General features: G+C 68.6%; 10 protein-coding genes. 5 read left to right on the forward strand and 5 right to left on the reverse strand.

The annotated features are described in order from the left end of the window. Positions 1–48 precede the first annotated feature (48 nt). The 3 genes from gatB to gatC form a co-directional block, all read right to left on the reverse strand. Positions 49–1,536 carry an Asp-tRNA(Asn)/Glu-tRNA(Gln) amidotransferase subunit GatB gene (gatB, locus tag BG90_RS07170; protein WP_010100855.1) on the reverse strand — a complete coding sequence of 496 codons (1,488 nt, stop codon included), beginning with the start codon at positions 1,534–1,536 and terminating at the stop codon, positions 49–51. Further along, positions 1,533–3,029 (reverse strand): Asp-tRNA(Asn)/Glu-tRNA(Gln) amidotransferase subunit GatA, encoded by a 1,497-nt coding sequence (gene gatA / locus BG90_RS07175; protein ID WP_045568099.1) that lies wholly within the window; start codon positions 3,027–3,029, stop codon positions 1,533–1,535. Before gatA ends, gatB begins: the two co-directional genes overlap by 4 nt. A 126-nt stretch (positions 3,030–3,155) precedes the next feature. Next, positions 3,156–3,455, reverse strand: a complete 300-nt coding sequence (gatC, locus tag BG90_RS07180; protein ID WP_010100848.1) for an Asp-tRNA(Asn)/Glu-tRNA(Gln) amidotransferase subunit GatC — start codon at positions 3,453–3,455, stop codon at positions 3,156–3,158. Positions 3,456–3,819: 364 nt separating this feature from the next. Between gatC and BG90_RS07185 the strand changes: the two genes are divergently transcribed. The 5 genes from BG90_RS07185 to rodA all read left to right on the forward strand — a co-directional run bounded on the left by BG90_RS07185 (position 3,820) and on the right by rodA (position 10,294). Further along, on the forward strand, positions 3,820–4,863 hold the full coding sequence (locus BG90_RS07185) for a rod shape-determining protein (RefSeq protein WP_004189550.1): 1,044 nt from the start codon (positions 3,820–3,822) through the stop codon (positions 4,861–4,863). Between the two features lie 119 nt (positions 4,864–4,982). After that, complete coding sequence (gene mreC, locus BG90_RS07190) at positions 4,983–6,050, forward strand: rod shape-determining protein MreC (protein ID WP_010121175.1); 1,068 nt, start codon at positions 4,983–4,985, stop codon at positions 6,048–6,050. Beyond that, positions 6,047–6,559, forward strand: coding sequence for a rod shape-determining protein MreD (mreD, locus tag BG90_RS07195; protein WP_010100842.1), 513 nt, complete (start codon positions 6,047–6,049; stop codon positions 6,557–6,559). The genes mreC and mreD overlap by 4 nt, the downstream gene beginning before the upstream one ends. 130 nt (positions 6,560–6,689) lie before the next feature. Next, on the forward strand, positions 6,690–9,134 hold the full coding sequence (gene mrdA, locus BG90_RS07200; protein ID WP_045568100.1) for a penicillin-binding protein 2: 2,445 nt from the start codon (positions 6,690–6,692) through the stop codon (positions 9,132–9,134). Between the two features lie 11 nt (positions 9,135–9,145). Next, positions 9,146–10,294, forward strand: a complete 1,149-nt coding sequence (rodA, locus tag BG90_RS07205) for a rod shape-determining protein RodA (protein WP_010100830.1) — start codon at positions 9,146–9,148, stop codon at positions 10,292–10,294. A 260-nt stretch (positions 10,295–10,554) separates the two neighbouring features. Here the strand turns inward: rodA and BG90_RS07210 are convergent, their stop codons facing one another. Then, on the reverse strand, positions 10,555–11,334 hold the full coding sequence (locus BG90_RS07210; protein ID WP_045568101.1) for a tetratricopeptide repeat protein: 780 nt from the start codon (positions 11,332–11,334) through the stop codon (positions 10,555–10,557). Beyond that, a complete protein-coding gene (locus BG90_RS07215) occupies positions 11,331–12,116 on the reverse strand; it encodes an HpcH/HpaI aldolase family protein (protein WP_010100822.1) in 786 nt (261 codons plus the stop codon). The genes BG90_RS07210 and BG90_RS07215 overlap by 4 nt, the downstream gene beginning before the upstream one ends. Positions 12,117–12,153: the final 37 nt, after the last annotated feature.

Genomic DNA, 12,153 nt, shown 5'->3' on the forward strand with positions numbered 1-12,153 from the left:
GGCGGCGGCCCGCTCGCATCGGTACGGCTTCAATCCGGCGGCGTCCGCTCAGCCGAGCTTCTTCTTCAAGAGCTCGTTGACCTGCTGCGGATTCGCCTTGCCCTTCGTCGCCTTCATCGCCTGGCCGACGAGCGCGTTGAACGCCTTTTCCTTGCCCGCGCGGAACTCCTCGACCGACTTCGCGTTCGCGGCGAGCACCTCGTCGATGATCGCTTCGAGCGCGCCCGTGTCGGAGATCTGCTTCAGGCCCTTCGCTTCGATGATGCGGTCGGCCGCGCCTTCGTCGGCCGCCTTCTCGTCCCAGATCGTCACGAAGATTTCCTTCGCGATCTTGTTCGAGATCGTGCCGTCGGCGATCCGCCGCAGCACGAGCGCGAGCTGCGCGGCGGACACCGGGCACGCGTCGATGTCGATGCCGTCGCGGTTGAGCTGCGACGACACGTCGCCCATCAGCCAGTTCGCGGCGATCTTCGCGTTCGCGCCGTCGGCGCCTGCCGCGCCGGCCTTCGCGACGACGGCCTCGAAGTACGCGGCCATCGCCTTGCTCGACGTCAGCACGCCGGCGTCGTACGCGGACACGCCGTACTGCTCGACGAAGCGCTGCTGCATCGCGGCCGGCAGCTCGGGCATCTCGCCCTTCACGCGCTCGACCCAGTCCGCGCCGATCACGAGCGGCATCAGGTCCGGATCGGGGAAGTAGCGGTAGTCGTGCGCGTCTTCCTTGCTGCGCATCGAGCGCGTCTCGCGCTTGTCCGGATCGTACAGACGCGTTTCCTGCACGACTTCGCCGCCGTCCTCGATCAGCTCGATCTGGCGACGCACCTCGTAGTTGATTGCTTCCTCGAGGAAGCGGAACGAGTTCAGGTTCTTGATCTCGGCGCGCGTGCCGAACTTCTCCTGGCCGACCGGACGCACCGACACGTTCGCGTCGCAGCGGAACGAGCCTTCCTGCATGTTGCCGTCGCAGATGCCGAGCCACACGACGAGGCCGTGCAGCGCCTTCGCGTACGCGACCGCCTCGGCCGCGCTGCGCATTTCCGGCTCCGTGACGATTTCGAGCAGCGGCGTGCCCGCGCGGTTCAGGTCGATGCCCGTCATCCCCGCGAAGTCCTCGTGCAGCGACTTGCCGGCGTCCTCTTCGAGGTGCGCGCGCGTCAGGTTGACCGTCTTCGAATACGCTTCCTTGCCGGCCTTCTCGTTGGCGGGCACCTGGATCGTGATCCGGCCGCCCTGCACGACCGGGATCTCGTACTGGCTGATCTGATAGCCCTTCGGCAGATCCGGGTAGAAATAATTCTTGCGCGCGAAGATGCTGCGCGGCGCCACCGTCGCGCCGATCGCGAGGCCGAAGCGGATCGCCCGCTCGACCGCGCCGCGGTTCAGCACCGGCAGCACGCCCGGCAGCGCCAAATCGACCGGACAGGCCTGCGTGTTCGGTTCCGCGCCGAACTGCGTCGACGCGCCCGAGAAAATCTTCGAGACGGTCGACAACTGCGCGTGCGTCTCGAGGCCGATCACCACTTCCCATTGGGTCATGCTTGCACTCCTGCCGGTTTCTGTTCGTGCCAGTCGGTCGCGCGCTGGAACGCGTCGGCGACCTGCAGCATCCGGGCTTCGTCGAAATAGTTGCCGATGATCTGCAGACCGACCGGGCGCTTCGCGTTCGCGCCCGCGCCGAAGCCGCACGGCACGCTCATGCCGGGCAGGCCGGCCAGGCTCACCGACAGCGTGTAGATGTCCGCGAGGTACATCTGGACGGGATCGTCGCCCTTCGCGCCGATGTCCCATGCGACGCTCGGCGACGCCGGCCCCATGATCACGTCGCACTGCTTGAACGCCTCCTGGAAATCCTGCGCGATGATCCGGCGGATCTTCTGCGCCTGCAGGTAATACGCATCGTAATAGCCGTGCGACAGCACGTACGTGCCGACGAGGATCCGGCGCTTCACTTCCGGACCGAAGCCTTCGGCGCGCGACTTCTTGTACATGTCGAGCAGATCGCGGTACTCGGCCGCGCGATGGCCGTAGCGCACGCCGTCGAAACGCGACAGATTCGACGACGCCTCCGCCGGCGCGATCACGTAATAGACGGGAATCGACAGCTCGGTCTTCGGCAGCGACACCGGCACGAGCGTCGCGCCGAGCGCTTCGTACTGCTTGAGCGCGGCGTCGATCGCGGCGCGCACGTCGTCGGCAAGGCCCGCGCCGAAGTATTCGTTCGGCAGGCCGATGCGCAGGCCGGCGAGCGGCTTGCCCGCGTCGGCGCCGGCCGACCACGTCTTGCCGAGGTGGCGCGTGTAGTCTTCGTCGGCGCGCTCGAGGCTCGTCGAGTCGCGCTCGTCGAAGCCCGCCATCGCGTTCAGCAGGAGCGCGCAGTCAGCGGCGCACTGCGCCATCGGGCCGCCCTGGTCGAGCGACGACGCGAACGCGATCATCCCGTAGCGCGACACGCGGCCGTAGGTCGGCTTGATGCCCGTCACGCCGGCGAATGACGCCGGCTGGCGGATCGAGCCGCCGGTGTCGGTGCCCGTCGCGGCGGGCGCGAGGCGCGCGGCGACCGCGGCCGCGCTGCCGCCCGAGCTGCCGCCCGGCACCGCGCTCGTGTCCCACGGGTTCTTCACCGGGCCGAACGCGGAGTTCTCGTTCGACGAGCCCATCGCGAACTCGTCCATGTTGGTCTTGCCGAGCGTGACCATGCCCGCCTTCGCGAGGCGCGCGACGACGGTCGCGTCGAACGGGCTCGTGTAGTTCGCGAGCATCTTCGAGCCGGCGGTCGAGCGCCAGCCGCGCGTGACGAACACGTCCTTGTGCGCGACCGGCAGGCCGGCGAGCGGGCCGGCGACGCCCTGTGCGAGCGCGGCGTCGGCGGCCTTCGCCTGCGCGAGCGTGAGATCCGCGTCGACGTGGACGAACGCGTTCAGATCGCGCGCGGTGTCGATCCGTTTCAAATAGTGCTGCGCAAGCTCGACGGCCGAGCATTCCTTGGCATCGAGCGCGGCGCGCAGTTCGGTCAGGCTTTTTGCGTGCATTGCGTGGGTTTCCTGGATTCTTCGGCGCGCGCGGCAACGGCGCGCGCCCGGGCGAACAAGCGACGAAACGGGCCGGCGAGGCCGGCGGCTGCGACCGCAGCCGCGGCCGCGGCCCGAATCGAACGCTTACTCGATCACCTTCGGCACGAGGTACAGGCCGTCCTGGACGGACGGGGCCGGGCGCTGATTCTCGTCGCGGCTCACGTGTTCCGTGACGGCGTCGTCGCGCAGCCGCTGCGCGACTGCCTGAATCTGCTCGATCGGGTGCGCGAGCGGCGCGATGCCCGTCGTATCGACGGCCTGCATCTGCTCGACGAGGCCGAAGAATTCGTTGAGCTGGGTAAGCGTATGCTCGGCGTCGGCGTCGGCCATTTCGAGCCGCGCCAGGTGCGCGATGCGTTTCACATCGGTCAGGGTCAAAGCCATGCGGTCACCGGAAAAACAAGGGCTTGGCGCAGCGTGAAACTTGCGTTGCGTCAGGGGGTTGGAGGGCTCGATCGATCCCTCAAAAATCGGGGGCGAAGCGGCGAAAATACAGCCCGTTTCGGTTCAAATACTGCGAAATTATAAGGTATCATTACGCGTTCGACCCAGACCCGGACTGCCTTTGCCGCGCCGCCGCCGCTTTGACGAAGCCGCGCGGGCTTCGCGCCGGTCCCGGAAGATTTCACTCGCAGCTTCGCGCTTCCGAGCGGCCGCTCCCGCCCGATCCGAGGCTGTTATTTTTTCCGCTGCCGCCCTTCGCGCCATGTCCGCACGGGGCCGGCCCCAGAGCGAAACAGGATTCTGAATGTTCGGTTTTTTGCGCAGCTATTTCTCCAACGATCTCGCGATCGATCTCGGCACCGCAAACACCCTGATCTACATGCGCGGCAAGGGCATCGTGCTCGACGAGCCGTCCGTCGTGTCGATCCGCCAGGAAGGCGGCCCGAACGGCAAGAAAACGATTCAAGCAGTCGGCAAGGAAGCGAAGCAGATGCTCGGCAAGGTGCCCGGCAACATCGAGGCGATCCGTCCGATGAAAGACGGCGTGATCGCCGACTTCACGGTCACCGAGCAGATGATCAAGCAGTTCATCAAGACTGCGCATGAATCGCGGATGTTCTCGCCGTCGCCGCGCATCATCATCTGCGTGCCGTGCGGCTCGACCCAGGTCGAGCGCCGCGCGATCAAGGAAGCGGCCCACGGCGCGGGCGCGTCGCAGGTCTACCTGATCGAGGAGCCGATGGCGGCCGCGATCGGCGCGGGCCTGCCGGTGTCGGAAGCGACGGGCTCGATGGTCGTCGACATCGGCGGCGGCACGACGGAAGTCGGCGTGATCTCGCTCGGCGGCATCGTTTACAAGGGCTCGGTGCGCGTCGGCGGCGACAAGTTCGACGAGGCGATCGTCAACTACATCCGCCGCAACTACGGGATGCTGATCGGCGAACAGACGGCCGAGGCGATCAAGAAGGAAATCGGCTCCGCGTTCCCGGGCTCGGAAGTCAAGGAAATGGAAGTCAAGGGCCGCAACCTGTCGGAAGGCATTCCGCGCAGCTTCACGATCTCCAGCAACGAAATCCTCGAAGCGCTCACCGATCCGCTGAACCAGATCGTGTCGTCGGTGAAGATCGCGCTCGAGCAGACGCCGCCCGAACTCGGCGCCGACATCGCCGAGCGCGGGATGATGCTGACGGGCGGCGGCGCGCTGTTGCGCGACCTCGATCGCCTGCTCGCCGAGGAAACCGGCCTGCCCGTGCTCGTCGCCGAGGACCCGCTCACCTGCGTCGTGCGCGGCTCCGGGATGGCGCTCGAACGGATGGACAAGCTCGGCAGCATCTTCTCGTACGAGTGATCGTCTAGGCATCCGTATGTCGCTCGCGCGGCGTGGCCGGCTCGCTCGTTTAGAACGAACCGCCGCGCCGTTCGCGCGTCTGAGCAACATCTAAATCGATCACGCGCCCGGCGCCGACCATGGAATACAGTCCGCCGCCCCTCTTCAAACAAGGTCCGTCCGCGCTCGCGCGGCTGATCTTCTTCGTCGTCCTGGCGATCGCGCTCCTCGTCTCGGACGCGCGCTTCAACACGCTCGAAATCGTCCGCGGCGTCCTCGGCACCGTGCTCTATCCGCTGCAGCGCGCGGCGCTCGTGCCGCGCGACCTGTTCATGGGCGCGACCGAGCTCGCGACGTCGAGCGCGTCGCTGCGCCACGAAAACCAGCAATTGCGCGACCGCAACCTGACGCTGTCGCTGCAGGCGAACCAGGCGGGCCAGCTCGCCGCCGACAACGCGCACCTGCGCGCGGTGCTCGATCTGCGCCAGCAGATCGCCGCGCAGGCGACGCCCGTCGAGATCCAGTACGACACCGGCGACCCGTTCTCGCAGAAGATCATCATCGGCCACGGCTCGCAGGCGGGCATCCAGGACGGCGCGCCCGTCGTCAACGAGGACGGCGTGATCGGCCAGGTCACGCGCGTGTTCCCGCTGCAGTCGGAAGTCACGCTCGTCACCGATCGCGATCTCGCGATTCCGGTCCAGGTGCTGCGCACCGGGCTGCGCAGCGTGATCTACGGCACGCCGAAGGGCGACGCGCTCGATCTGCGCTTCGTGCCGACGAGCGCCGACCTGCTCGTCGGCGACGAGCTCGTGACGAGCGGCCTCGACGGCGTCTATCCGCCGGGGCTGCCGGTCGCGAAGGTCGTACGCGTCGACAAGCTCGCCGACACCGCGTTCGCGCACGTCGTCTGCGCGCCGGTCGCAGCGGTGCGCGGCGCGCGCGAGATGCTCGTGCTGCACTACCGCAACGATGTCCCGCCGCGGCCCGCGACCGACGACGCCGCGAGCGACGCGAAGCCGGCGAAGGGCAAGAAGGCGGTGAAGGGCGCGGACAAGAACGCGAAGGCGGCGGACAAGGGCGCCGACAAGGGCGCGAAGCCCGCCGCGCAACCGCCCGCGCCCGCCCAGAACCGCCCGGCCGGCGCGGCGCAGCCCGCCGCCCCGCTCAAACCCGCGGCCGCGCCGTCGCAAGGAGCGCAGCGATGAGCCGCCCTCAGTACATCCTGCAGCCGGTCAATCCGTACTTCATCGTCTTCAGCCTCGCGGCCGCGTTCCTGCTGAACCTGATGCCGTGGGGACGAATTCCCGGCGTGCCCGATTTCGTCGCGCTCGTCGTGCTGTTCTGGAACATCCATCAGCCGCGCAAGGTCGGGATGGGCGTCGCGTTCATGCTCGGCATCCTGATGGACGTCCATGACGCGGGCCTCCTCGGCGAGCACGCGCTCGCGTACACGCTGCTCGCGTACGGCGCGATCACGATCCACCGGCGCGTGCTGTGGCTGCCGCTCGGCGTGCAGATCTTCTACGTCGCGCCGCTTCTCGTGCTCGCGCAGCTCGTGCCGTTCGTGATCCGGCTGCTGATGGGCGCCGCGTTTCCGGGCTGGAGCTATCTCGTCGACGGTTTCGTCGAGGCGGCGCTGTGGCCGATCGCGAGCCATCTGCTGCTGATGCCGCAGCGCCGTCCGGTCGACCCGGACGACACGCGGCCGATCTGACGCGCCGCGCCGCCAGGATTTTTCGCGTTGAACGCCCTCCGACCGCTCGCCCGCCCGCTCGCATCCGGCGCCGGCCGGCCGAGCCGGCGACACGCGGCGGCGGAAAGCGCGCCCCTTCATCCGTAATCGCATGACCGAATTCAAGGACACTCAACAGCAGCTCTCGAAGTTCCGCCTGCGCGTCGCGGCGGCGGGCGTGTTCGTGTTCGTCTGCTTCGGCCTGCTCGCCACGCGGTTCTTCTACCTGCAGGTCTGGCAGCACGGCAAGTACGCGCTGCAGGCCGAGGAGAACCGGATCTCGGTCGCGCCGATCGTCCCGAACCGCGGGATCATCACCGACCGCAACGGCGTCGTGCTCGCGAAGAACTACTCCGCGTACACGCTCGAGATCACGCCGTCGAAGCTGACTGACTCGCTCGAAAACACGATCAACGCGCTGTCCGAAGTCGTGCAGATCGACGCGCGCGACCGCCGCCGCTTCAAGAAGCTGCAGGAGGACTCGAAGAACTTCGAGAGCCTGCCGATCCGCACGCGCCTGACCGACGACGAAGTCGCGCGCTTCACCGCGCAGCGCTGGCGCTTCCCGGGCGTCGACGTGCGCGCGCGCCTGTTCCGCCAATATCCGCTCGGCCCGACGGCCGCGCACGTGATCGGCTACATCGGCCGGATCTCGAAGCGCGACCAGGACCGCATCGACGCGATGAGCGACGAGAACGACAGCGATCCGGAAACCTACGATCCGCGCCGCGACGCGAACAACTACAAGGGCACCGACTATATCGGCAAGGTCGGCGTCGAGCAGAGCTACGAAACGGAGCTGCACGGGATCACGGGCTTCGAGGAAGTCGAGGTGACGGCGGGCGGGCGGCCCGTGCGCACGCTGTCGCGCACGCAGGCGACGCCCGGCAGCAACCTCGTGCTGTCGCTCGACATCGGGCTGCAGCAGGTCGCCGAGCAGGCGTTCGCCGGCAAGCGCGGCGCGCTCGTCGCGATCGAGCCGAAGACGGGCGACGTGCTCGCGTTCGTGTCGTCGCCGAGCTTCGACCCGAATTCGTTCGTCGACGGCATCGACCAGCAAACCTGGGACGAGCTCAACAACTCGCCCGACAAGCCGCTCCTGAACCGCCCGCTGCACGGCACCTATCCGCCCGGCTCGACGTATAAGCCGTTCATGGCGCTCGCGGGCCTGGCGCTCGGCAAGCGCTCGCCCGGCTGGGGCTTCCAGGATCCCGGCTACTTCACGTTCGGCGGCCACACGTTCCGCAACGACGTGCGCTCAGGGCAGGGCTGGGTCGACATGAACAAGGCGATCATGGTGTCGAACGACACGTATTTCTACATGCTCGCTCGCGACCTCGGCGTGACCGCGATCGCGAACTTCATGAAGCCGTTCGGCTTCGGCCAGTTGACGGGCATCGACGTCCAGGGCGAGGCGCGCGGCGTGCTGCCGTCGCCCGAATGGAAGAAGAAGACATTCAAGAAGGCCGCGCAGCAGAAGTGGTTCGACGGCGAGACGATCAGCCTCGGAATCGGCCAGGGCTACAACTCGTTCACGATCCTGCAGCTCGCGCACGCGACCGCGACGCTCGCGAACGACGGCGTCGTCATGAAGCCGCACCTCGTGAAAGAGGTCGAGAACCCGATTTCGCGCGAGCGGCACCTGACCGTGCCGAAGGAAAGCGGCGCGATCCCGCTCAAGCAGAGCGACCTCGACGTCGTGAAGCGCGGGATGGAGAACGTCGTCGAGAATCCGTCCGGCACCGCGTTCAAGGTGTTCCGCGGCGCGCCGTACCTCGCGGCGGGCAAGACCGGCACCGCGCAGGTGTTCTCGCTGCAGGGCGGCAACTACCGCGGCCACCTGCTCGCCGAGCATCTGCGCGACCACGCGCTCTTCATCGCATACGCACCCGCCGACCATCCGCAGATCGCGATCGCGCTGATCGTCGAGAACGGCGGCTGGGGCGCGCGGTCCGCGGGCCCGATCGCGCGGCGCGTGCTCGATTTCTATCTGCTCGACCGCAAGAATCCGGCGACGGAAGCGGCAGCCGTCGCGGCGGCCGCGTCGGCGACCGAGCCGGTCAACGCACCCGTGATCGGCGACGCGACGAAGCCCGTCGGCGTGGCGGCCGGGTTCAAGGCGCTGCCTCAGCCGACGCCGCCCGCGGCGGCGAGCGGGGCGGAGGCGGCGTCGGGCGCAAGCGGGGCGGCGGCCAGCGACGAAAATGCTGGCGCCGGCGCAGCAGCCACCGGCGCTGCCACCCATGCGGCCGGCGCCGCGCCGGGCGCAACGGGCGGCGCTTCAAGCGCCCCCGCGACGGTCGGCAGCGCCGCGAGCGCGCCGCCTGCGGCCCGCCGCCCGCCGCCGCGCAAACCGCGCCGCGCGCCGGCGAGCGACGCGGCGATCACCGCCGCCGCACCGCGCGACGACCAACGGAAGTCCCTTTGGGACGACCAACGGAAGTCCCTTTGGGACGACCAACGGAAGTCCCTGTGGGACGACCAACGGAAGTCCCCACGGGACGACAACCGCGCCCTCCCCGCCGAGAAGCCGGCGCGGGGCGGCATCGACGAATAACGGAGACAGGCATGCAATTCGACAAGCGCGCCTCGCTCGACAAGATCAAGCAGATGTTCGCGGGCTTCGACCGACCGCTCGCGCTCATCGTGTTCCTGCTGCTGTGCGTCGGCATCGTCACGCTCTACAGCGCGAGCATCGACATGCCCGGCCGCGTCGAGGACCAGTTGCGCAACATCATGCTGACGTTCGCGCTGATGTGGGTGATCGCGAACATTTCGCCGCAGACGCTGATGCGCTTCGCCGTGCCGCTCTATTCGTTCGGCGTCGCGCTCCTCGTCGCGGTCGCGCTGTTCGGGATGACGAAGAAAGGGGCGAAGCGCTGGCTGAACGTCGGCGTCGTGATCCAGCCGTCCGAGATCCTCAAGATCGCGACGCCGCTGATGCTCGCGTGGTACTACCAGCGGCGCGAAAGCAGCCTGCGCTGGTACGACTTCGTCGTTGCGTTCGGCATCCTGATGGTGCCCGTCGGCCTGATCGCGAAGCAGCCGGACCTCGGCACCGCCGTCCTCGTGTTCGCGGCGGGCCTCTTCGTGATCTATCTCGCGGGGCTGTCGTACAAGCTGATCGTGCCGGTGCTCGTCGCCGGCGTGCTCGCGGTCGGCTCGATCGCCGTGTTCGAGGATCGCATCTGCCAGCCCGAAGTCGTCTGGCCGCTGATGCACGACTACCAGAAGCACCGCGTCTGCACGCTGCTCGACCCGACGTCCGATCCGCTCGGCAAGGGCTTCCACACGATTCAGGCGGTGATCGCGATCGGCTCCGGCGGCCCGCTCGGCAAAGGTTATCTGAAGGGCACGCAGGCCCACCTCGAATTCATTCCGGAGAAGCACACCGACTTCATCTTCGCGGTGTTCTCCGAGGAATTCGGGCTCGTCGGCGGGCTCGTGCTGCTCACGCTCTACATGGCGCTGATCGCGCGCGGGCTCTACATCGCCGCGCAGGGCGCGACGCTGTTCGGGCGGCTGCTCGCGGGGTCGCTGACGCTCGCGTTCTTCGTCTACGCGTTCGTCAACATCGGGATGGTGAGCGGCGTGCTGCCCGTCGTCGGCGTGCCGCTGCCGTTCATGAGCTACGGCGGCACCGCGCTCACGACGCTCGGCATCGCCATCGGGCTCATCATGAGCGTCGGGCGGCAGAAACGGCTGATGAAGAGCTGATCGAAGCGGCGCGCGATGCGCCGCTTTTTTTATCGCCGATTTCGGGCCGGCGTGTCGGCGTGTCGGGTGCGGTGAACGTGCGGACTCGCGATGTGTTCTACGCGTCGGTCGCGGTTGTCGCGCGTCGTGTCTGGCGGACAAGCCTTGCGCGGGCCCGGTTCGCGGTTCGCGGTTCGCGGTTCGCGGTTCGCGGTTCGCGGTTCGCGGTTCGCGGTTCGCCAATTCGTCCGGTTCGCCGGTCCGACAGTTCGCCGCTTCGATCAGTTCGACGAACCAGGCGCCTTCGGCGCCGACGCCCCGCCCGGTCCCCCCGCCTTCAGTTCGGCCGTCAGTTCCCGGTACTTGAGCGCCGCCGTATCGTCGCCTTGCGCGGCGGCCGCCGCGTAGTACGCGCGGGCGATGTTGAGGTTGCGAGCGACGCCGTCGCCGCCGTGCTCGTAGAACGACGCAGTCACGTATTGCGAAACCGGCTCGCCCGCGTCGGCCGCGCGCTTGTACCAGGCGAACGCCTGCCGGTTGTCGCGCGGCGTGCCGCGTCCGTCGAGAAACTGGTTCGCAAGCGCGAGCTCGGCCTGCACGTGCCCTTGCCGCGCGGCCTTCAGGAACCAGCCGTGCGCCGCCGCCGGATCGCGCGCGACGAACTCGCCGTCGTCGAGCATCCGGCCATACACGTATTGCGCCTGCGACATGCCCGCGTCGGCCGCGCGCTTCAGCCAGCGCAGCCCTTCCGGCACGTTCGCCGTCACGCCTTCGCCCGTGATCAGCATCATCGCGTAATCGAACGCGGCGAGACGGTTGCCGCGCGTCGCCGCGTCGTGAAACTGCACGAGCGCGGCGCGCAGATTGCCCGCGTTGTAGTCGGCGATCGCCGACTCGGTCTCGCGTTCCGGATTCGGCTGCTTCTGCGCGCCCGACGCCTGCGCGAGCGCGCCGCCCGCCGTCGCGCCGAGCGCCGTCGCGAGCAGCGCGCCGATCGCCGCGTCGCGCAGCGCGCGCCGCGCGCGCGCGGACGACAGCGCGCGGCGGCTCTTCCCGTTCATCCCCGCACCTCCTGCAGCGCCTGCCGCGTCGCGCGCAGCAGCCACACGACGTCCGCCGACAACGCGATCACGCGAAACCCGGCTTCGAGATACTGGCGCGCACCGGCCGCGTCGGCGGCGAAGATGCCGACCGGCACGCCGGCGCGCCGCCCTGCCGCGAGCACGTGCTCGAGCGCGGCCGCGACGTCCGGATGCCTGGTATCGCCGAGATGCCCGAGGCTCGCCGATAGATCGGCCGGACCGACGAACATGCAATCGACGCCCGGCGTCGCCGCGATCCGCTCGGCCTCGTCGATTCCACGCGCCGATTCGATCTGCACGATCGTCGCGATCTGCGCGTTCGCGGTCTGCACATAGTCGCGCCGCATCCCGTACGCGGCCGCGCGAACGATGCCCGCGACGCCGCGCAGCCCATCCGGCGCGTCGGCCGACTGAAAGCGGGTGAGCCGCACCGCGTGCGCGGCGTCGTCGGCCGTCTCGACGTTCGGGAACATCAGCGTGCGCGCGCCCGCGTCGAGCGCCCGCTTGACGAGCCACGGCTCGCGCGCCGGCACCCGCACGACGGGCTCGCTCGGCAAATGCGCGGCCGCGAGCGCGCGCAGCTGCGCGGCGACGTCGTGGCTATCGTTCGGCGCGTGCTCCATGTCGATGCACAGCCAGTCGAAGCCGGCATGCGCGAGCGCCTCGGTCGCCGCCGCGCTCGCGAGCGTGAGCCACAGGCCGAACAACGGCTCGTCGCCGTCGCGCAGACGCGCCTTCAGGGAATTGGTGAGCGTGCTCATCGGCGGCCTCCTGTCGTGCGGCGCACGAGCGGACTGC

This window comes from Burkholderia oklahomensis C6786, assembly GCF_000959365.1.
GTDB lineage: Bacteria > Pseudomonadota > Gammaproteobacteria > Burkholderiales > Burkholderiaceae > Burkholderia > Burkholderia oklahomensis.

Excerpts from the sequence above, each read along its gene's own strand:
- gatB (WP_010100855.1), bottom strand. The coding sequence starts at position 1,536 with ATGACCCAATGGGAAGTGGTGATCGGCCTCGAGACGCACGCGCAGTTG.
- gatA (WP_045568099.1), bottom strand. The coding sequence starts at position 3,029 with ATGCACGCAAAAAGCCTGACCGAACTGCGCGCCGCGCTCGATGCCAAG.
- gatC (WP_010100848.1), bottom strand. The coding sequence starts at position 3,455 with ATGGCTTTGACCCTGACCGATGTGAAACGCATCGCGCACCTGGCGCGG.
- BG90_RS07185 (WP_004189550.1), top strand. The coding sequence starts at position 3,820 with ATGTTCGGTTTTTTGCGCAGCTATTTCTCCAACGATCTCGCGATCGAT.
- mreC (WP_010121175.1), top strand. The coding sequence starts at position 4,983 with ATGGAATACAGTCCGCCGCCCCTCTTCAAACAAGGTCCGTCCGCGCTC.
- mreD (WP_010100842.1), top strand. The coding sequence starts at position 6,047 with ATGAGCCGCCCTCAGTACATCCTGCAGCCGGTCAATCCGTACTTCATC.
- mrdA (WP_045568100.1), top strand. The coding sequence starts at position 6,690 with ATGACCGAATTCAAGGACACTCAACAGCAGCTCTCGAAGTTCCGCCTG.
- rodA (WP_010100830.1), top strand. The coding sequence starts at position 9,146 with ATGCAATTCGACAAGCGCGCCTCGCTCGACAAGATCAAGCAGATGTTC.
- BG90_RS07210 (WP_045568101.1), bottom strand. The coding sequence starts at position 11,334 with ATGAACGGGAAGAGCCGCCGCGCGCTGTCGTCCGCGCGCGCGCGGCGC.
- BG90_RS07215 (WP_010100822.1), bottom strand. The coding sequence starts at position 12,116 with ATGAGCACGCTCACCAATTCCCTGAAGGCGCGTCTGCGCGACGGCGAC.